Source organism: Bacillus sp. YBsi01 (assembly GCF_038406745.1).
GTDB lineage: Bacteria > Bacillota > Bacilli > Bacillales > Bacillaceae > Bacillus > Bacillus siamensis.
Genome location: NZ_CP151679.1, coordinates 3030790 through 3050724 on the forward strand (window position 1 = coordinate 3030790; position 19935 = coordinate 3050724).

Annotated in this window: 20 protein-coding genes and 2 tRNA genes; all 22 read left to right on the top strand. The window is 45.8% G+C overall.

Annotated elements, in window-relative coordinates; all coding sequences use genetic code 11:
- Positions 1-94 precede the first annotated feature (94 nt).
- A complete protein-coding gene (locus AADZ70_RS15240; RefSeq protein WP_011996172.1) occupies positions 95-283 on the top strand; it encodes a small, acid-soluble spore protein, alpha/beta type in 189 nt (62 codons plus the stop codon).
- A gap of 143 nt (positions 284-426) precedes the next feature.
- Positions 427-1296 carry a 4-(cytidine 5'-diphospho)-2-C-methyl-D-erythritol kinase gene (gene ispE / locus AADZ70_RS15245; protein WP_016936523.1) on the top strand — a complete coding sequence of 290 codons (870 nt, stop codon included), beginning with the start codon at positions 427-429 and terminating at the stop codon, positions 1294-1296.
- A 55-nt stretch (positions 1297-1351) separates the two neighbouring features.
- Complete coding sequence (gene purR, locus AADZ70_RS15250) at positions 1352-2209, top strand: pur operon repressor (RefSeq protein ID WP_004264666.1); 858 nt, start codon at positions 1352-1354, stop codon at positions 2207-2209.
- A complete protein-coding gene (gene ridA / locus AADZ70_RS15255) occupies positions 2206-2586 on the top strand; it encodes a 2-iminobutanoate/2-iminopropanoate deaminase (RefSeq protein ID WP_004264663.1) in 381 nt (126 codons plus the stop codon). The genes purR and ridA overlap by 4 nt, the downstream gene beginning before the upstream one ends.
- 195 nt (positions 2587-2781) lie before the next feature.
- Positions 2782-3075 (top strand): septation regulator SpoVG, encoded by a 294-nt coding sequence (gene spoVG / locus AADZ70_RS15260; RefSeq protein WP_004264660.1) that lies wholly within the window; start codon positions 2782-2784, stop codon positions 3073-3075.
- Positions 3076-3266: 191 nt separating this feature from the next.
- On the top strand, positions 3267-4637 hold the full coding sequence (gene glmU, locus AADZ70_RS15265; protein ID WP_016936524.1) for a bifunctional UDP-N-acetylglucosamine diphosphorylase/glucosamine-1-phosphate N-acetyltransferase GlmU: 1371 nt from the start codon (positions 3267-3269) through the stop codon (positions 4635-4637).
- A 21-nt stretch (positions 4638-4658) separates the two neighbouring features.
- The gene (locus AADZ70_RS15270) at positions 4659-5612 is read left to right on the top strand and encodes a ribose-phosphate diphosphokinase (RefSeq protein WP_013350761.1); all 954 of its coding nucleotides are present in this window, start codon (positions 4659-4661) and stop codon (positions 5610-5612) included.
- Positions 5613-5696: 84 nt separating this feature from the next.
- Positions 5697-6305, top strand: coding sequence for a 50S ribosomal protein L25/general stress protein Ctc (locus tag AADZ70_RS15275; RefSeq protein ID WP_016936525.1), 609 nt, complete (start codon positions 5697-5699; stop codon positions 6303-6305).
- An 84-nt stretch (positions 6306-6389) separates the two neighbouring features.
- Positions 6390-6956: an aminoacyl-tRNA hydrolase gene (gene pth / locus AADZ70_RS15280; RefSeq protein ID WP_045926508.1), complete on the top strand. Its 567-nt coding sequence runs from the start codon at positions 6390-6392 to the stop codon at positions 6954-6956.
- Positions 6957-7017: 61 nt separating this feature from the next.
- Entirely contained in the window at positions 7018-7248 is a 231-nt protein-coding gene (locus AADZ70_RS15285; RefSeq protein ID WP_016936527.1) for an anti-sigma-F factor Fin family protein, read from the top strand.
- A gap of 70 nt (positions 7249-7318) precedes the next feature.
- The gene (gene mfd / locus AADZ70_RS15290) at positions 7319-10852 is read left to right on the top strand and encodes a transcription-repair coupling factor (RefSeq protein ID WP_342007292.1); all 3534 of its coding nucleotides are present in this window, start codon (positions 7319-7321) and stop codon (positions 10850-10852) included.
- A gap of 136 nt (positions 10853-10988) precedes the next feature.
- Positions 10989-11525, top strand: coding sequence for a stage V sporulation protein T (gene spoVT / locus AADZ70_RS15295; RefSeq protein WP_016936529.1), 537 nt, complete (start codon positions 10989-10991; stop codon positions 11523-11525).
- 161 nt (positions 11526-11686) lie between these two features.
- A complete protein-coding gene (locus AADZ70_RS15300) occupies positions 11687-13267 on the top strand; it encodes a polysaccharide biosynthesis protein (protein ID WP_342007293.1) in 1581 nt (526 codons plus the stop codon).
- Positions 13257-14732, top strand: coding sequence for a nucleoside triphosphate pyrophosphohydrolase (gene mazG / locus AADZ70_RS15305; protein ID WP_342007294.1), 1476 nt, complete (start codon positions 13257-13259; stop codon positions 14730-14732). Before AADZ70_RS15300 ends, mazG begins: the two co-directional genes overlap by 11 nt.
- Positions 14733-14734: 2 nt before the next feature.
- Positions 14735-14995 (top strand): RNA-binding S4 domain-containing protein, encoded by a 261-nt coding sequence (locus AADZ70_RS15310; protein WP_007409934.1) that lies wholly within the window; start codon positions 14735-14737, stop codon positions 14993-14995.
- 78 nt (positions 14996-15073) lie between these two features.
- Positions 15074-15376, top strand: coding sequence for a sporulation protein YabP (gene yabP, locus AADZ70_RS15315; RefSeq protein WP_004264638.1), 303 nt, complete (start codon positions 15074-15076; stop codon positions 15374-15376).
- Positions 15373-16008, top strand: coding sequence for a spore cortex biosynthesis protein YabQ (yabQ, locus tag AADZ70_RS15320; protein WP_016936532.1), 636 nt, complete (start codon positions 15373-15375; stop codon positions 16006-16008). Before yabP ends, yabQ begins: the two co-directional genes overlap by 4 nt.
- Before the next feature lie 17 nt (positions 16009-16025).
- Positions 16026-16403 carry a cell division protein DivIC gene (divIC, locus tag AADZ70_RS15325; protein WP_016936533.1) on the top strand — a complete coding sequence of 126 codons (378 nt, stop codon included), beginning with the start codon at positions 16026-16028 and terminating at the stop codon, positions 16401-16403.
- A gap of 80 nt (positions 16404-16483) precedes the next feature.
- Entirely contained in the window at positions 16484-16870 is a 387-nt protein-coding gene (locus tag AADZ70_RS15330; RefSeq protein WP_004264630.1) for a S1 domain-containing RNA-binding protein, read from the top strand.
- A 158-nt stretch (positions 16871-17028) separates the two neighbouring features.
- Positions 17029-17105, top strand: a tRNA-Met gene (locus AADZ70_RS15335).
- A gap of 9 nt (positions 17106-17114) precedes the next feature.
- A tRNA-Glu gene (locus AADZ70_RS15340) sits at positions 17115-17186 on the top strand.
- Positions 17187-17395: 209 nt separating this feature from the next.
- On the top strand, positions 17396-19885 hold the full coding sequence (spoIIE, locus tag AADZ70_RS15345) for a stage II sporulation protein E (RefSeq protein ID WP_342007295.1): 2490 nt from the start codon (positions 17396-17398) through the stop codon (positions 19883-19885).
- Positions 19886-19935: the final 50 nt, after the last annotated feature.

Consider the following 19935-nt stretch of genomic DNA (forward strand, 5'->3'; position numbering starts at 1 on the left):
AAGTTTCAGCTGATTAAACGGAAGCTATAAGTGTCACATGTTTTATCGTGGCGTGCACGAATGGTGATCAATTCTATAAAAGGGGTTGTTTCGTTTGGGCAGACGTCGTGGAGTTATGTCAGATGAGTTCAAGTATGAGCTGGCAAAGGACCTTGGTTTTTACGATACGGTGAAAAACGAGGGCTGGGGCGGCATTCGGGCGCGCGATGCCGGGAATATGGTAAAGCGTGCGATTGAGATTGCCGAACAGCAGATGGCGGCTCAGAACCAAAATAACCGATAATGCAGTGGCCCGGGGGACAATCCGTTCCCCGGTTTTTTCTATCGGCTGTCAAAATCGGCGTCAATTTCGGATAAGTACCTCCGGGTCTCCAAATGTGATACAATGTTCATACTTATGTTTAGATGGAGAAGTAGGTGAAAGCTATGCGTATTTTAGAAAAAGCGCCGGCCAAAATCAATCTGTCCCTCGATGTGAGGAGTAAACGCCCGGATGGTTATCATGAAGTGGAGATGATCATGACGACAATTGATTTGGCAGATCGGATTGAACTGACAGAACTGCCCGAAAACGTGATCAGAGTGGCGTCGCATAATCGCTTTGTTCCGGATGATCAAAGAAATCTGGCTTATCAGGCAGCCAAACTGCTCAAAGAACGGTTTCAAGTCAAAAAAGGCGTTTCCATTATGATTACAAAGGTGATCCCTGTAGCGGCAGGGCTTGCCGGCGGAAGCAGCGATGCGGCTGCCACGCTAAGAGGGCTGAACAGGCTTTGGGATTTAAAGCTTTCTGTCGAAGAGCTCGCGGAGCTTGGCGCTGAAATCGGTTCAGACGTGTCCTTCTGTGTTTACGGAGGCACTGCCCTGGCAACCGGACGCGGTGAGAAGATCAGGCATATCAGTGCTCCGCCTCATTGCTGGGTCGTGCTCGCCAAACCGACGATCGGGGTATCGACCGCCGAAGTGTACCGCCGGCTGAATTTGCAGCAGGTTCGGCATCCGGATGTACAGGCGATGATTGACGCAATTGAAGAAAAAAGTTTCCAAAAGGTGTGCAGCCAACTAGGAAACGTATTAGAATCGGTTACGCTCAACCTTCATCCCGAGGTGGCGATGATTAAAAATCAAATGAAACGCTTCGGTGCCGATGCGGTGTTAATGAGCGGAAGCGGACCGACTGTATTCGGTTTGGTTCAATACGAATCAAAGGTGCAGCGGATTTATAACGGGTTAAGAGGCTTCTGTGATCAGGTGTACGCGGTGCGGATGATCGGCGAACAGAATGCTCTTGATTAAATCCGTATGTTAAGTTATATTGTTTTTAAATTATTCGGATTTTGGGGGTAAGTTCATGAAGTTTCGTCGCAGCGGCAGATTGGTGGACTTAACAAATTATTTGTTAACCCATCCGCATGAATTAATACCGTTAACGTTTTTCTCTGAACGGTATCAATCAGCAAAGTCATCAATCAGTGAAGATTTAACGATTATTAAACAGACCTTCGAACAGCAAGGCATTGGGACGCTGCTTACAGTGCCGGGAGCTGCCGGAGGCGTCAAATACATTCCGAAAGTGAAACAGGCTGAAGCAGAAGCGTTTATACAGGAGCTGGGACAGTCTTTAGTAAATCCTGAGCGTATCCTTCCGGGCGGTTATGTATATTTAACGGATATCTTAGGCAAACCATCTGTCCTCTCTCATGTAGGCAGGCTTTTTGCTTCCGTTTTTGCGGAGCGGGAGATTGATGTGGTGATGACCGTTGCGACAAAGGGAATCCCTCTCGCTTACGCAGCGGCCAGTTATCTGAACGTTCCGGTTGTCATCGTACGAAAAGACAATAAAGTGACAGAAGGCTCCACGGTGAGCATCAATTATGTATCAGGATCGTCTAACCGCATTCAAACGATGTCACTTGCGAAAAGAAGTTTGGCCACGGGGTCGAACGTTTTGATTATTGACGACTTCATGAAAGCGGGCGGCACCATAAACGGCATGATCAGCCTGCTTGATGAGTTTAATGCGAACGTCGCGGGAATAGGCGTCTTGGTTGAAGCTGAGGGAGTGAATGAACGGCTTGTCGATGAATACATGTCGCTGCTCACACTTTCAACCATCAATATGAAAGACAAAACGATTGAGATTCAAAACGGCAATTTTCTGCGATTTTTTAAAGAACAGCATTTAAAGAATGGGGAGACAGAAAAATGACAAAAGCAATCCATACAAAACACGCGCCGGCAGCAATCGGGCCATATTCACAAGGAATCATCGTAAATAACATGTTTTACAGCTCAGGCCAGATTCCTCTTACTGCTGAAGGAGAAATGGTAAACGGTGATATCACAGAACAAACGCATCAGGTGTTCAGCAATTTAAAGGCTGTGCTGAAAGAAGCGGGCGCTTCTCTCGAGACGGTTGTCAAAGCAACGGTATTTATTGCTGATATGGAGCAGTTTGCGGAAGTGAATGAAGTGTACGGACAATACTTTGATGTACATAAGCCGGCAAGGTCTTGTGTGGAAGTGGCGAGACTGCCGAAAGACGCTCTCGTGGAAATTGAAGTCATTGCGCTGGTGAAATCTTAAATCTCAGAAAAGTGGTTCCGGTCTCCGGAATCACTTTTTTTATGCAGTATATGATCCCCCGATATGGTTTATCACCTAATTGTGTATGTATATCCTATATTTTCAAAAAAACTTTTTGAAATGTGCAGGAATTTAAAAAGAATCGTGGAATTGTTAGACTAATGCTTTTATATAGGGAAAAGGTGGTGAACTACTGTGGAAGTTACTGACGTAAGATTACGCCGCGTGAATACCGATGGTCGCATGAGAGCGATTGCATCCATCACGCTGGATCACGAATTTGTCGTACATGATATTCGTGTGATTGATGGAAACAATGGTCTTTTCGTTGCGATGCCGAGTAAACGCACCCCTGATGGAGAATTCCGCGATATTGCTCATCCTATTAATTCCAGCACGCGGGGCAAGATCCAGGATGCTGTTTTAAATGAGTATCATCGTTTGGGTGATTCTGAAGCATTAGAATATGAAGAAGCTGGGGCTTCTTAAACATAACAAAATGTAAGGACTGCTGATAAAGGCTGACACAAGGCCTTTTCCGGCAGTCCTTTTTTAAATCTGATTTTTCAGTAATAAAGCGATTACATAGAAAATTCTTGCACTTTTTGATGTCTTCTTGAAATCAACAGCTATTTAGGATATATTTTTCTATGGATAAAAGGGATATTGGAGGCCATTAAATGGATAAGCGGTTTGCAGTGATTTTAGCTGCCGGAAAAGGAACGAGAATGAAATCTAAGCTTTATAAGGTCCTTCATCCGGTATGCGGAAAGCCTATGGTAGAGCACGTCGCAGACGAGGCTCTGAAATTATCTTTAGCGAAGCTTGTCACCATCGTAGGACATGGCGCCGAAGATGTGAAAAAGCAGCTCGGACAGAAAAGCGATTACGCTCTCCAAGCAGAACAGCTCGGTACGGCTCATGCAGTCAAGCAGGCAAAACCATTTCTTCACGGAGAGAAAGGTGTCACGATCGTTATTTGCGGCGATACACCGCTTCTGACGGCGGAGACGATGGAAGCCATGCTGAATGAACATACAAACAAAGGCGCAAAAGCCACGGTGTTAACGGCCGTTGCCGACGATCCCGCCGGATACGGAAGAATCATCCGGGGAGAAGACGGCGCCGTTCAAAAAATCGTGGAGCATAAGGATGCTTCGGAGCAAGAACGTCTTGTGAAAGAAATCAACACGGGAACGTACTGTTTTGATAACGAGGCTCTTTTTCGTGTCATCGAACAGGTTTCGAATGAAAATGCCCAAGGCGAGTATTACCTGCCGGATGTAATCGAAATCCTCAAAGACGAAGGCGAAACTGTTGCCGCTTACCAGACTGGTAACTTCCAAGAGACGCTCGGAGTGAATGATAGAGTCGCTCTTTCTCAGGCTGAAATGTATATGAAAGAGCGTATTAACAAACGGCATATGCAAAACGGAGTCACTTTAATCGATCCGATGAATACGTACATCTCACCTGACGCACGTATCGGACAAGATACAGTTATTTATCCCGGAACTGTGTTAAAGGGACAAGCTGAAATCGGCGATGAATGTGTCATCGGCCCTCACACTGAGATAGAGGACAGCTCGATCGGCAGCCGCACTGTGATTAAACAATCCGTTGTCAATCGGAGCAAAGTTGGGAATGATGTAAATATCGGTCCTTTTGCTCACATCAGACCTGATTCCGCAATCGGCAATGAAGTGAAGATCGGAAACTTTGTGGAAATCAAGAAAACACAATTCGGCGACCGCAGCAAAGCATCTCATTTAAGCTATATCGGTGATGCCGAAGTGGGCACGGACGTCAATCTCGGATGCGGCTCCATCACGGTCAATTATGATGGGAAGAACAAATATTTAACCAAAATTGAAGACGGCGCGTTTATTGGCTGCAACTCCAATCTGGTCGCTCCTGTCACAGTGGGAGAAGGCGCGTACGTCGCTGCGGGCTCAACCGTAACTGAAGATGTGCCGGGCGAAGCGCTTGCCATTGCCAGAGCAAGACAAGTAAATAAAGAAGATTATGTGAAAAATATTCATAAAAAATAATCCTAAAATCGGAGGTTTACCATGTCTAACGAATACGGAGATAAGAATTTAAAGATTTTTTCTTTGAATTCAAATCCAGAACTTGCAAAAGAAATCGCGGATAATGTAGGAGTTCAATTAGGAAAGTGCTCTGTTACAAGATTCAGTGACGGAGAGGTCCAGATCAACATAGAAGAAAGTATTCGCGGCTGTGATTGCTATATCATTCAGTCTACAAGTGCGCCGGTCAACGAGCACATCATGGAATTGCTGATCATGGTGGACGCTTTAAAGCGCGCTTCCGCGAAAACAATCAACATTGTGATTCCGTACTACGGTTATGCGCGCCAGGACAGAAAAGCAAGATCACGTGAACCGATCACGGCAAAACTTTTTGCAAACCTGCTTGAAACAGCGGGTGCGACACGCGTGATCGCGCTTGATTTACACGCGCCGCAAATTCAAGGTTTCTTTGATATTCCGATTGACCACTTAATGGGTGTTCCGATTTTAGGCCATTACTTTGAAGGTAAAGACTTGAAAGATATCGTCATTGTTTCTCCTGACCACGGCGGTGTGACGCGCGCCCGCAAACTTGCGGACCGTCTGAAAGCGCCGATCGCGATTATCGACAAACGCCGTCCTAGACCGAATGAGGTGGAAGTGATGAACATCGTCGGTAACGTGGAAGGAAAAACCGCGATTCTGATCGATGATATTATTGATACCGCCGGCACAATCACACTTGCAGCAAACGCGCTGGTTGAAAACGGAGCCGCGGAAGTGTATGCATGCTGTACGCACCCTGTATTGTCAGGCCCTGCGGTTGAGCGGATCAACAACTCTAAAATCAAGGAGCTTGTCGTAACGAACAGCATTAAGCTTCCTGAAGAGAAAAAAATCGAACGCTTTAAGCAGCTTTCTGTCGGACCGCTTCTGGCTGAAGCGATTATCCGTGTTCACGAGAAACAATCTGTCAGCTATTTATTCAGCTAAACCGAAACTTTAAGGTTTAAATCCCAGTTATTGTGGGTATTGTTCTAATAGGACGATAAAACGATAATTAGGATGGTGCTGAATATGGCAACTTTAAAAGCAAATGAAAGAACAGATTTTAAACGTTCGACGCTTCGGAAAATCCGTCATTCAGGACATGTTCCAGGGATTATATACGGGAAAGAAACAACGAACACGGCTGTCTCTTTAGACAGTGTCGAATTGCTTAAAACATTGCGGGACGAAGGAAAAAACACGATTATCACAATTGATGTCAACGGAAATCAGCAATCGGTTATGGTGACAGATCTTCAGACAGACCCGCTCAAAAACGAATTGACGCACGCCGATTTTCAAGTCGTGAATATGAGTGAGGAGCTGGAGGCGGAAGTGCCGATTCAGCTGACGGGAGAGGCGAAAGGAGTCAAAGACGGAGGCGTCATCCAGCAGCCGCTGCATGAGCTTTCGATCAAGGCTAAGCCGAAGGACATCCCTCAGACAATCAATGTGGATATTTCCGGGCTTGAAATGAATGATGTGCTGACCATCGCAGATCTGACTGCCGACGGCAATTATACATTTACAAACGATCCGGAAGAAGTCGTGGCTTCCATCCTTCCTCCTAAGCAGGAAGCATTCGAAGAAGATGCAGAACCATCTCCTGAGGAAGAGCCCGAAGGAGAAAATCAATAAGCGCTTTAAGACGTAACCCGCCCGAGGTTACGTCTTTTGTGCTAGAATGAGAAGAATTACAGCGATGTTGAGGGAGGATTTACGATGCTTGTGATTGCCGGTCTGGGTAACCCGGGAAAAACCTACGAGAACACGAGACATAATGTCGGCTTTATGGCCATTGACGAGCTTTCTAAAGAATGGAATATTGAATTGAATAAAACGAAATTCAACGGACTTTACGGAATCGGTTTTGTTTCCGGAAAAAAAGTTCTACTTGTTAAACCGCTTACATATATGAATTTATCAGGGGAATGTTTGCGGCCGCTATTGGATTATTATGAAGCCGATCATGAAGATTTGAAAGTCATATACGATGACCTGGACCTTCCGACGGGGAAAATCAGGCTCCGGACGAAGGGGAGCGCAGGCGGACACAACGGAATTAAATCGCTTATTCAGCACCTCGGAACCCCTGAATTTGACCGGGTCAGAATCGGAATCGGCCGTCCCGTCAACGGGATGAAAGTCGTTGATTATGTGCTGGGCGCTTTTACGAAAGATGAAGCGCCGCATATCAATGATGCCGTCTCAAAAACCGTAAAAGCCTGCGAAGCTTCCTTGACGAAACCATTTTTAGAAGTGATGAACGAATTTAATGCAAATGTATAAGATAAATAATGGGAGACCATACTAGGGAAAAATGATTTTTTCACATCAGGAGGTCCAATGTATGGCTTTGCATTATTTCTGCCGCCACTGCGGTTTTAAGGTAGGGAGCCTGGAGTATTCGTCGGTGCCGACACAGTCACTTGGATTTCAGCACTTAACAAATGAGGAAAGAAACGATATGATTTCATATAAAGACAATGGAGATGTCCATGTTCTTACAATTTGTGAAGACTGCCAAGAAGCGCTGGAACGCAATCCGCACTACCATGAACACAACACATTTATTCAATAATGAGCTTTGGTGTAGATTCTAGACCAAAGCGTTTTTCTGTTCTTGCAGAAAATAGAGAGGAGGGGCCCATATGGACAATATTCAAACCTTTATTAAAGAAAGCGATGATTTTAAATCCATTGTTAACGGTTTACATGAGGGGCTGAAGGAACAGCTGCTTGCGGGTCTGTCAGGTTCCGCGCGTTCTGTTTTTACCTCCGCCCTTGCACAGGAAACGAAAAAGCCGATTTTCTTTATCACTCATAATTTATATCAGGCCCAAAAAGTGACGGAAGATCTGACGGCGCTTCTCGGGGATCAATCTGTTTTTTTATACCCCGTAAATGAATTGATTTCTTCAGAAATTGCGGTGGCGAGTCCTGAACTGCGCGCTCAGCGGCTTGATGTCATTAATAGATTAACAAACGGAGAAGCGCCGGTCGTAGTGGCACCCGTTGCAGCACTGAGAAGAATGCTTCCGCCGAAAGAACTGTGGAAAAGCAGCCAAATCGCCATATCACTCGGAGACGATATAGAACAGGATCAGCTGTCTGCACGCCTTGTAGAGGTGGGGTATGAGCGTTCCGATATGGTTTCTGCACCCGGTGAATTCAGTATTCGCGGCGGAATAATCGACATTTATCCGCTGACGTCAGAACATCCGGTGCGAATTGAACTGTTTGATACGGAGGTCGACTCCATCAGAAGCTTCAACTCTGATGACCAGAGATCAATTGAGACGCTAAAAACGGTGGCCATCGGTCCGGCGAAAGAACTGATCATCCGGGCGGAAGAAAAAGCCCGCGCGATGGAAAGGCTCGATAAAGGGCTTGCCGACAGTCTGAAGAAGCTGAAGCAGGACAAACAAAAGGAAATGCTTCATATCAATATCTCACATGATAAAGAACGGTTATCAACGGGACAGACTGATCAGGAACTTGTGAAGTATCTCTCGTACTTTTACGAAAAGCCTGCTAGTTTGCTAGATTATACACCGTCAGACACCTTGTTATTGTTAGACGAGGTCAGCCGGATTCATGAAATGGAGGATCAGCTCCAAAAAGAAGAAGCCGAATTCATGACAAGTCTGCTGGAAGAAGGAAAAATTCTGCATGACATCAATTTATCCTTCAGCTTTCAGGAGATTATGGCCGAGAAGCGGCGTCCTGCCATTTACTTTTCATTATTTTTGCGTCATGTTCAGCATACAAGCCCTCAAAATATCGTGAATGTCACAAGCCGGCAGATGCAGAGTTTTCACGGGCAGATGAATGTGCTCGCCGGTGAAATGGAGCGCTTTAAGAAATCAAACTTCACCGTCGTCTTTTTAGGCGCAAATAAGGACAGAACCGACAGATTGGCGTCCGTGCTGGCAGATTACGAAATTGAAGCCGCCAAAACGGACAGCTCCAAAGCGCTTGTACAAGGACAGGTCTATGTCATGGAAGGCGAGCTGCAATCCGGTTTTGAATTGCCGCTGATGAAGCTGGCCGTGATTACGGAGGAAGAGCTGTTCAAAAACCGAATCAAGAAGAAGCCGAGAAAGCAGAAGCTGACAAATGCCGAACGGATCAAAAGCTACTCTGAGCTTCAAGTCGGTGACTATGTCGTCCACGTCAACCACGGGATCGGTAAGTATTTGGGGATCGAAACACTTGAAATCAAGGGCATTCATAAAGATTACCTCAACATTCATTACCAGGGCAGTGATAAGCTGTACGTCCCGGTAGAACAAATCGATCAGGTGCAGAAGTACGTCGGCTCTGAAGGAAAAGAACCGAAGCTTTATAAACTGGGCGGCAGTGAATGGAAACGGGTGAAGAAAAAAGTTGAAAACTCCGTTCAGGATATTGCCGATGATCTGATTAAGCTTTATGCGGAACGCGAAGCAAGCAAAGGCTATGCGTTCTCGCCGGATCATGAAATGCAGCGTCAGTTCGAGTCTGCTTTCCCTTATCAGGAAACAGATGATCAGCTCCGATCCATTCAGGAAATTAAAAAGGATATGGAAAGAGAACGCCCGATGGACCGTTTGCTTTGCGGTGATGTCGGTTACGGGAAGACGGAGGTAGCCATCCGTGCGGCCTTTAAAGCGATCGCCGACGGAAAACAGGTCGCGCTCCTTGTGCCGACGACCATACTCGCACAGCAGCATTATGAAACCATTACGGAGCGTTTCCAAGACTATCCGATTAACATCGGTCTTCTCAGCCGATTCAGAACGAGAAAAGAATCTAATGAAACGCTCAAAGGTCTGAAAAACGGAACAGTAGATATCGTGATCGGAACCCACAGGCTCTTATCTAAAGATGTCATCTATAAAGATCTCGGCTTGCTCATCATCGACGAAGAGCAGCGCTTCGGTGTTACGCATAAGGAAAAAATCAAACAGATCAAAGCCAATGTCGATGTGCTGACTCTGACGGCGACGCCGATTCCGCGTACGCTTCATATGTCCATGCTCGGTGTGCGGGACTTATCTGTTATTGAAACGCCGCCGGAAAACCGTTTCCCTGTCCAGACATATGTCGTGGAATACAACGGCGCGCTTGTACGAGAAGCCATCGAAAGGGAACTGGCGCGCGGAGGACAGGTATATTTCTTGTACAACCGCGTGGATGATATCGAGCGGAAGGCTGACGAAATTTCTATGCTTGTTCCCGATGCGAAAGTGGCATACGCCCACGGGAAAATGACCGAAAATGAATTGGAAAGCGTCATGCTTAATTTTCTGGAAGGGGAATCAGATGTCCTCGTCAGCACGACCATTATTGAGACAGGAGTAGATATACCGAACGTCAATACCTTGATTGTGTTTGACGGAGACAAAATGGGACTGTCTCAGCTGTATCAGCTGAGAGGACGGGTCGGCCGCTCCAATCGTGTCGCATACGCGTATTTTACGTACCGCAGAGACAAAGTGCTAACTGAGGTGGCGGAAAAACGGCTGCAGGCGATTAAAGAATTTACCGAGCTGGGATCAGGGTTTAAAATTGCCATGCGTGACTTGACGATCAGGGGAGCGGGGAACCTTCTCGGCGCCCAGCAGCACGGTTTCATCGACTCGGTCGGTTTTGACCTGTACTCGCAAATGCTCAAAGAAGCCATTGAAGAGCGTAAAGGCGATACGCCGAAAAGCGAACAGTTTGAGACAGAAATCGATATCGAGCTTGATGCATATATTCCTGAAAACTATATACAAGACGGCAAGCAAAAAATCGACATGTATAAACGTTTCAGATCAATCGCTACAATTGAGGAGAAAAATGAGCTTCAAGATGAAATCATCGACAGGTTCGGCAGCTATCCTAAAGAGGTTGAATGGCTGTTTACAGTTGCTGAGATGAAGGTGTACGGCAAATATGAACGCGTCGAACTCATCAAGCAGGATAAGGATGCGGTCAGATTCACTATTTCGGAAGAGGCCAGCGCCCAGATTGACGGCCAGAAATTGTTTGAACTCGGCAATAAATACGGCCGGCAGATCGGACTGGGAATGGAAGGGAAAAAACTGAAAATCTCAGTGCAGACGAAAGGCCGCAAAACCGAAGAGTGGCTGGAGACCGTACTCGGCATGCTGAAAGGCCTTCAAGATGTGAAGAAAGAAACAATCGCGTCCTCATAAAAATTGTTACTCTCTGGTGTATATTACATTTGATGTGACGGATACTAATTTCAAGCGAGTGGCGGAAGCTACATAAAGTAAAGAGCTTTAGTACTTTCCCTTAAATATCATCACATGAAAGAGAGGCACCAGAGAGATGAAAGCTACAGGTATTGTACGTCGTATTGATGATCTAGGACGGGTCGTCATCCCTAAGGAAATTCGGAGAACACTGCGAATCAGGGAAGGAGACCCGCTTGAAATATTCGTTGACCGCGACGGAGAAGTTATATTAAAAAAATATTCTCCTATCAGTGAGCTTGGCGATTTTGCGAAAGAATATGCGGATGCATTGTATGACAGTCTCGGTCATTCCGTTTTGATTTGCGACCGTGACGTGTATATTGCCGTTTCGGGCAGCTCCAAAAAAGAATTTCTGAATAAATCCATCAGCGATTTGCTTGAAAAAACGATGGACCAGCGCAGCTCAGTGCTGGAAAATGACGTAAAATCCGCACAGCTTGTTAATGACATTGATGAAGACATGAGCTCCTATACAATCGCTCCTATCGTGGCGAATGGCGATCCTATCGGTGCCGTGGTCATTTTTTCTAAAGAACAGGCACTTGGAGAGGTAGAACACAAAGCGGTAGAAACGGCAGCCAGCTTTTTGGCGAGACAAATGGAACAGTAGGTCTTATTACCATTATTGAAATAAGAAACGGGGAAAGAACAGCTCTTAAACAAGTGCTGTTCTTTTTCATATGTGCTCACTATCGGTTCGGCCGTTAGGATTGTGATATAATAAGCTCGTTTTATAGACGTAATTTTCTAGCGGCTGGAAGGAGCTTTTGGATGAACGATTCAGTTGGCGTCAAACGGCAATCGGCATGGAAAGGTGCTTTTGTGCTTGTTGTTGCGGGCATCGTGACAAAGATATTAAGCGCCGTGTACAGAGTTCCTTTTCAGAATATTGTCGGTGACGTCGGATTTTACATTTATCAGCAGGTGTATCCGTTTTTAGGCATCGCGGTCATGCTTTCAACATCCGGATTTCCGGTGATCATCTCAAAATTAATGAACGATTATAGCAATCATAAACAAAAAATAATGAAAATTTCCGCCCTATATGTCACGGCGGCCGGACTTATACTGTTTGTGCTCATGTATGCCGGCGCGGCGCCGTTAGCCGGCTTTATGGGTGACGCCCGCCTTGAACTGCTGATACGGGTAGCGGCGTTCGCTTTTATACTGTTTCCGTTTACGGCGGTTTTTCGGGGGTATTTCCAGGGCGTGCATGATATGATGCCGTCCGCCTTATCCCAGATCACCGAACAGCTTCTCCGTGTGGCGGTGCTTCTCGGTTTATCTTTCTGGCTTTTGAAAAGCGGCCGTTCATTATATGCGGCAGGTGCGGGGGCAGCCTCGGGATCAATTGCCGGAAGCTTGGCGGCTCTTTGCGTATTGGCCTTATTCTGGTACAAGCAGGAAGACAAGAAGACAGACATCGGACATATCGAAACAGGTATCATTGTAAAAAAGCTGCTGCTTTATTCAGTCACCATCTGTATCAGCAGTGTACTCATGCTTTTGATTCAGCTCGTAGACGCCTTAAACTTATATTCACTGCTGTCAGACGGGACAAAGAGCCATGCTGCGAAACAGCTGAAAGGCATATATGACCGCGGACAGCCGCTCCTTCAGCTGGGAACCGTGTTTGCCGTCAGTATCGCCGCATCTCTTGTTCCTTCCATTTCAAAAGCGGTGCATGGGAACAAGCCGTTTATTATAAAAGAGAAAGCGACCTCTGCCATTAAGCTCTGCCTTGCGGTAGGAATCGGCGCATCGGCCGGACTTTTTTGCATTTTAGAACCGGTGAACATCATGCTTTTCCAAAACAGTGAAGGGACGCAGCCCTTACAAATATTCAGTTTATCTATCTTTTTTGCTTCGATTGCGCTTACGGCAGCCGCGATCCTGCAAGGCGCGGGACATACCGTCTTCCCCGCCATGTCCGTCTTGGCGGGAGGGGGGCTGAAATGGGTGCTGAATGTTTGGCTGGTCCCGGGCTGGGGTATTACAGGAGCGGCGCTGGCGACCGTTTTGGCATTTGCCGCAGTTGCGTGCCTGAATCTGCAGAGAATTTGGTCGAAGGGCTGGCTGACGAATATCGGCGGCAAAATTGCCCGTTTGTGCTGGTGCACTCTGCTGATGGCTTCTTTTCTGCTCGTGTATACGAAGCTTTGGCAGTTATTCGTTCCTGTCAGCAGAACCGGAGCAGTATGTGAGAGTCTGTCTGCGTCAGTCATAGGGGGGCTTTTGTTTATTTATTGTATGATGAGAATGAAGATATTTACGGACGAAGAGCTGAGCAGCCTTCCTTTCGGCAATGCTTTAAGCAAATTGAAAAAGAGGAGAGAAAAACATGGCAGGTAACATTACGGTCGTCGGCCTCGGCGCCGGTGACATGGATCAGTTGACAGTGGGTGTACATAAGCTGCTGACTCAGGCGAAGCATCTATATATAAGAACGAAAGATCACCCTTTGATTCCGGAATTAGAGCAAGAGGCTGCAGCGGATATCCGGTATTTTGATGATGTTTATGAAAAGCACGATCAGTTTGAAGCGGTCTATGAAGAGATCACGGACATTCTGTTTGAAAAAGCGAAGCAAGAGGATGTCGTCTACGCTGTACCCGGCCATCCGTTTGTCGCTGAGAAAACCGTTCAGCTGTTATTTGAACGCCGGGAAGAACAGCAGGTGACGGTTCATACCGCCGGAGGACAAAGTTTTCTGGATGCCACCTTTAATGCATTGCGGATTGATCCGATTGAAGGGTTTCAATTTACAGATGCGCAAACAATGACGCCGGATGAGCTTGAGCTCCGCCATCACCTGATCATTTGCCAGGTTTATGACCAAATGACGGCCTCTGAGGTGAAGCTGACGCTTATGGAGAAATTGCCTGACGATCATGAAGTGGTCATCGTAACGGCAGCCGGAAGCAAGGGAGAAAAGATCACCAAAGTGCCTTTGTTTGAACTTGACCGCAATGTAGAGATAAATAACTTAACAAGTGTATATGTTCCGCCGATTAAAAAAGAAGAACTCCTTTACCAGGAATTTTCCGCATTCCGAAGAATTATTCGTGAGCTTCGCGGGCCGAACGGCTGTCCGTGGGATCAAAAGCAGACACACCAGTCATTAAAGAAATATATGATTGAGGAATGCTACGAATTGCTCGAGGCCATTGACGAAGAGGACACGGATCACATGATAGAAGAGCTCGGGGATGTCATGCTTCAGGTTATGCTTCATGCCCAGATCGGAGAAGACGAAGGGTATTTCTCAATTGATGATGTCATCAGAGACATCAGCGCCAAGATGGTCAGACGGCACCCGCACGTGTTTAAGGATGTTAAGGTTCAGGATGAACATGATGTCGTCGCCAACTGGGAAGAAATCAAAAAGGCGGAAAAGCAAACAACATCCTCTTCATTGCTGGATGACGTACCGAAAACACTGCCTTCTCTTGCAAAAGCGGCCAAACTTCAGAAAAAAGCCGCAAAAACCGGCTTTGACTGGGATGACGTTCAGGATATATGGGATAAAGTAAATGAAGAGCTGAAGGAATTTTCTGCAGAGGCTTCCGCCGAATCAGCAGATGAAATCAGCTTAAAAGCTGAATTCGGCGATGTTTTATTTGCATTGGTCAATATCGGCCGATACTATAAAATTGAGCCTGAGGAAGCGCTCGCCATGACAAATGACAAATTCCGCAGACGCTTTGCTTATATTGAGAAAGAAGCGGCGGCAAAGGGACTTGAATTGACCGCAATGTCACTTGAGGAAATGGACAAATTGTGGGATGAAGCAAAAGAAATGGAGAGGAGATTCTAAATATGAGACTTGATAAGTTTTTAAAAGTATCCAGATTAATTAAGCGCCGCACTTTGGCGAAAGAGGTCGCCGACCAGGGGAGAATCACCGTTAACGGGAATCAGGCGAAAGCCAGCTCAGACGTAAAAGCCGGCGATGAACTGACGGTTCGCTTCGGCCAAAAGCTTGTCACGGTAAAGGTAAACGAATTGAAAGAAACAACCAAAAAAGAAGAAGCCGCGGGCATGTATACAATCGTCAAAGAAGAAAAACTCGGCGAATAGGCTTGTTCTAAACAAAGCTCCCGCCTCATACAATGCAGTAATAATGCTAAAAGTATCGAGGATATGGGGGCTGAATAGATGAATTCATATTATGAGCAAAAAGGTTCTTCTTCTGTTCCGGAACAGCATGATGTGACGATGAAAGGGAGAAAGCATTTAGACATTTCGGGCGTCAAGCATGTAGAAAGTTTTGACAACGAAGAGTTTTTGCTGGAAACGGTTATGGGAATGCTTTCCGTCAGAGGCGAGAACCTGCAGATGAAAAACCTTGATGTGGAAAAAGGGATTGTATCTATAAAGGGCAGGGTGTTTGACCTTGTATATTTAGACGAGCAGCAAGGGGATAAAGCTAAAGGGTTTTTTAGCAAGTTGTTTAAATGACGCTGACGACCCAATTTTATACGATGCTGGCAATGACCGGTATGGGCGCCTGGCTCGGAGCGTCGCTTGATACATACAGGCTGTTTGTCAGCCGCGCCAAAACGGCCAGATGGCTGTTATTCATTCATGACCTTCTTTTTTGGATTGTACAAGGTCTGCTGTTTTTCTATGTGCTGCTCAACGTGAATGAAGGTGAACTCAGGATATACATTTTCTTGGCTGTCTTACTGGGAATTGCGACGTACCAAAGCCTGTTTAAACGAATGTATATAAAAATACTGAAATTCGCCATCCATCTTGCGGTATCTCTTTATCAATTCGCAAAAAAGCTCATTCAGCATGTGCTGTTCCGTCCGGTGGTTCTGCTTTTTAAGCTGCTCATCGGGCTGATCACGTTTATTTCTTTATACTCCTATCGGGTGAGCGCCTTTTTTGTGAAGTGTCTTTTTAAGATCGTAACGTTTTTGCTGCATCCGCTGTTCTTCCTGTTGAAACAATTATTGAAACTTCTTCCTGAAAAGTGGCGTCTTACTTTCAAACGATATTTTCAAAAAAGTGCAGGATTTTTACAAAAGAGCAAGAAACTAATCATAACAATCAGATCGACCATGATACGTATTTTGAAAAGATGAAAGGAGGACCGTCTGGTTTGAATCTATCTAGAGAACGTACAATAACTGAAATTCAAAACGACTATAAAGAGCAGGTTGAGCGGCAATCCCAGCTTATGAAAAGAAGGCGGAAAGGGCTTTTCAGACGGTTGATCGTATTCGGCGCCCTTGTGTTGTTGACGGCTATTGTCTTAGCGGGTTCTCTGTGGTCACAGACCTCTTCCCTTAGCGCAAACGAAGAAAAGAAAGCTCAGCTGGAAAAACAAGTGAAAGAATTGGACGCGAAACAGGCTGATTTAAAAGATGAAATTTCCAAATTAAAGGATGAGGATTACGTCACAGAGCTTGCCAGAAGAGACTTGTTTATGTCAGGAAATGGTGAGATTCTCTTTAATGTAGAAAAGAAGAGCAAGTAGCCTTGTTGACACTTAAAATTTTATTTAGGTATAATTAAACAAACGATCTTTTTATAAGCCTAAGGAGGAGCACTTTTTTTATGTCGATTGAAGTTGGCAGCAAGTTGCAAGGGAAAATAACAGGTATTACAAATTTCGGAGCATTTGTTGAATTGCCTGGAGGCTCAACCGGTCTCGTTCATATCAGTGAGGTAGCCGATAATTATGTGAAAGACATTAACGAGCATTTAAAAGTCGGCGATCAAGTTGAAGTGAAAGTCATCAACGTTGAAAAAGACGGGAAAATTGGTTTATCAATTAAAAAAGCTAAAGACCGTCCGCAAGCCAGACCTAGAAATGATTTCCGTCCGAAAGAATCTTTTGAACAGAAAATGAACAAGTTTCTTAAAGATAGCGAAGACCGCTTATCATCTTTAAAACGAAACACGGAATCAAAACGTGGAGGGCGCGGAGCAAGAAGAGGATAACTTGCTGCTTTCTATAAATACATTGGAGCATCCGTCTATCCCGCGGGTGCTTTTTTTTGTAAACATCCATGTAGTCAGAAAATTAAAACTTCAAAGTTTCTGTTGACGGAATGAAGAAACCTTTGTATTATATAACTTGTGCTTATAAGCACTTATATGGCGGTGTAGCTCAGCTGGCTAGAGCGTACGGTTCATACCCGTGAGGTCGGGGGTTCGATCCCCTCCGCCGCTACCATATATTTTTGGCCCGTTGGTCAAGCGGTTAAGACACCGCCCTTTCACGGCGGTAACACGGGTTCGAATCCCGTACGGGTCATCAAGCGAATCGGCTTCTGTTGCAGAAGCCGATTTTTTCATATTTAGACAACTTTTTGAGAAATGTCGGAGGAAATAAGAAAGGAAAGGGGAACAAGGGAGAAAGCGTCGAAGAGTTCTTTGGAATCGTTACCTTCTTTTGACAAAATCCTATCTGTGCTTTCATTTATAATGACAAGCAACGAATAAAACAGGTGGGGGATGAGAGCAATGGAAAAAGCGGAAAGAAGAGTGAACGGGCCGATGGCGGGACAAGCTCTGGAAAAACTGCAATCGTTTTTTGAAAAGGCTGCAAAGCTTGCGGTTCATCAGGCGCATTCACTTTTTTTCTATAAGGGTTTCATTTATGTCGTGATCGGTTTTCTGCTTGGACGGGCTTTTATATTATCTGAGGTTCTTCCGTTTGCGCTGCCGTTTTTCGGGGCGATGCTTTTGATCAGAAGAGATAAAGCCTTCTATGCTTGTCTGTCATTACTTGCAGGCGCGTTAACCATTTCGCCGAAACACTCTTTGCTGATTCTCACAGCTTTAGCCGTCTTTACTCTATTTTCAAAAATCGGTACATATATCATGCAGGACCGGGTGAAGATGCTGCCGATCGTGGTGTTTTTCTCTATGGCTGCCGCGAGAATCGGTTTTGTTTATTTTGATAGCGGCGCTTTTACCACTTATGACTATGTGATGGCTGTTGTCGAGGCTGGCTTGGCCTTTATTTTGACGCTGATCTTTTTGCAAAGTCTGCCGATCTTCACGATCAAAAAAGTGAAACAATCATTAAAAATAGAAGAAATCATCTGTTTTATGATCTTGATCGCATCCGTTTTAACCGGTCTTGCAGGCGTTTCGTTTCAGGGAATGCAGGCCGAGCATATACTGGCCCGTTATGTCGTTTTGAGTTTTTCCTTTGTCGGCGGAGCAAGCATCGGCTGTACTGTCGGTGTTGTGACCGGGCTGATTCTCGGGCTTGCGAATATCGGCAATCTCTATCAAATGAGTCTGCTTGCGTTTTCCGGGCTTCTTGGCGGACTGCTGAAGGAAGGCAAGAAAGCCGGCGCCGCAGTCGGATTGGTGATCGGCTCACTGCTGATTTCATTATATGGAGAAGGGTCTGCCGGGTTAATGACCACCCTTTACGAATCTTTGATTGCCGTTGCCTTGTTTTTAATTACGCCCCAGTCGATTACGAAAAAGGTGGCGCGATACATACCGGGCACTGCTGAGCACAGTCAGGAACAGCAGCAGTACGCGAGAAAAATCAGAGATGTCACTGCCCAGAAAGTAGATCAGTTCTCCAATGTGTTTCATGCCTTGTCGGAGAGCTTCGCCACCTTTCATCAGACGTCTTCCGATGAGCAGGCTGAAGAAGGGGAAGTGGATCTCTTTTTAAGCAAAATCACCGAGCATTCCTGCCAATCCTGCTATAAGAAAAGCAAATGCTGGGTTCAAAACTTTGATAAAACATATGATTTGATGAAACAAGTTATGCATGAAATAGAGGAAAAACAGTATGCCTCAAACCGCAGATTAAAAAAGGAGTTTCAGCAGCACTGTTCCAAATCCAGACAGGTGGAAGAGCTGATTGAAGACGAACTTGCCCATCATCACGCCCATCTGACCCTGAAGAGAAAAGTTCAGGACAGCAGAAGGCTTGTTGCCGAGCAGCTGTTGGGGGTTTCTGAGGTCATGGCGGACTTTTCTCGGGAAATAAAACGGGAGAGGGAGCAGCATTTTATTCAGGAAGAACAAATGATAGAGGCGCTTCAGCATTTCGGAATCGAGATTCAGCATGTCGAGATATACAGCTTGGAGCAGGGCAATATTGATATTGAAATGACAATCCCGTTCAGCGGAGGGCACGGCGAGAGTGAGAAAATTATCGCTCCGATGCTGTCTGACATTCTTGAGGAGCAGATACTTGTCAAAAGCGAACAGCACTCGGCTCATCCGAATGGCTACAGCCATGTTGCGTTCGGTTCGACCAAGTCTTACCGGGTATCGACAGGCGCGGCTCACGCGGCAAAAGGAGGGGGCCTTGTCTCCGGCGACAGCTACAGCATGATGGAACTGGGGGCGAGAAAGTATGCGGCCGCGATCAGCGACGGCATGGGCAATGGGGCGAGGGCCCATTATGAGAGCAATGAAACGATTAAACTTCTCGAAAAAATTCTCGAATCCGGTATTGATGAAAAAATCGCGATCAAAACGATCAACAGCATTCTGTCTTTACGGACGACAGATGAAATCTACTCAACTCTCGATCTTTCTATCATTGATCTTCAGGATGCAAGCTGTAAATTCTTGAAGGTCGGTTCAACGCCGAGTTTTATCAAGCGGGGAGATCAAGTCATGAAAGTTCAGGCCAGCAATCTGCCGATCGGCATCATCAATGAATTTGATGTGGAGGTCGTAAGTGAACAGCTGAAAGCGGGAGATCTGCTCGTCATGATGAGTGACGGTATTTTTGAAGGGCCGAAGCACGTAGAGAACCACGACCTGTGGATGAAACGGAAAATGAAAGGGCTGAAAACCGAAGACCCGCAGGAAATCGCTGATATATTAATGGAAGAGGTCATCAGAACACGTGCAGGCCAAATCGAAGACGATATGACGGTCGTTGTTGTCCGGATTGACCACAATACACCGAAATGGGCATCCATACCGGTGCCGGCGGTTTTCCAAAATAATAAGGAGATTTCTTAATCCTTTCGTATAAATCACATTCCTTCTGGCGAAGATGGGACTAATCGTAT

Bases quoted from the DNA above. Each gene is read 5' to 3' on its own strand.
- ispE (WP_016936523.1), top strand. From the start codon at position 427: ATGCGTATTTTAGAAAAAGCGCCGGCCAAAATCAATCTGTCCCTCGAT.
- purR (WP_004264666.1), top strand. From the start codon at position 1,352: ATGAAGTTTCGTCGCAGCGGCAGATTGGTGGACTTAACAAATTATTTG.
- ridA (WP_004264663.1), top strand. From the start codon at position 2,206: ATGACAAAAGCAATCCATACAAAACACGCGCCGGCAGCAATCGGGCCA.
- glmU (WP_016936524.1), top strand. From the start codon at position 3,267: ATGGATAAGCGGTTTGCAGTGATTTTAGCTGCCGGAAAAGGAACGAGA.
- AADZ70_RS15270 (WP_013350761.1), top strand. From the start codon at position 4,659: ATGTCTAACGAATACGGAGATAAGAATTTAAAGATTTTTTCTTTGAAT.
- AADZ70_RS15275 (WP_016936525.1), top strand. From the start codon at position 5,697: ATGGCAACTTTAAAAGCAAATGAAAGAACAGATTTTAAACGTTCGACG.
- pth (WP_045926508.1), top strand. From the start codon at position 6,390: ATGCTTGTGATTGCCGGTCTGGGTAACCCGGGAAAAACCTACGAGAAC.
- AADZ70_RS15285 (WP_016936527.1), top strand. From the start codon at position 7,018: ATGGCTTTGCATTATTTCTGCCGCCACTGCGGTTTTAAGGTAGGGAGC.
- mfd (WP_342007292.1), top strand. From the start codon at position 7,319: ATGGACAATATTCAAACCTTTATTAAAGAAAGCGATGATTTTAAATCC.
- spoVT (WP_016936529.1), top strand. From the start codon at position 10,989: ATGAAAGCTACAGGTATTGTACGTCGTATTGATGATCTAGGACGGGTC.
- AADZ70_RS15300 (WP_342007293.1), top strand. From the start codon at position 11,687: ATGAACGATTCAGTTGGCGTCAAACGGCAATCGGCATGGAAAGGTGCT.
- mazG (WP_342007294.1), top strand. From the start codon at position 13,257: ATGGCAGGTAACATTACGGTCGTCGGCCTCGGCGCCGGTGACATGGAT.
- AADZ70_RS15310 (WP_007409934.1), top strand. From the start codon at position 14,735: ATGAGACTTGATAAGTTTTTAAAAGTATCCAGATTAATTAAGCGCCGC.
- yabP (WP_004264638.1), top strand. From the start codon at position 15,074: ATGAATTCATATTATGAGCAAAAAGGTTCTTCTTCTGTTCCGGAACAG.
- yabQ (WP_016936532.1), top strand. From the start codon at position 15,373: ATGACGCTGACGACCCAATTTTATACGATGCTGGCAATGACCGGTATG.
- AADZ70_RS15330 (WP_004264630.1), top strand. From the start codon at position 16,484: ATGTCGATTGAAGTTGGCAGCAAGTTGCAAGGGAAAATAACAGGTATT.
- spoIIE (WP_342007295.1), top strand. From the start codon at position 17,396: ATGGAAAAAGCGGAAAGAAGAGTGAACGGGCCGATGGCGGGACAAGCT.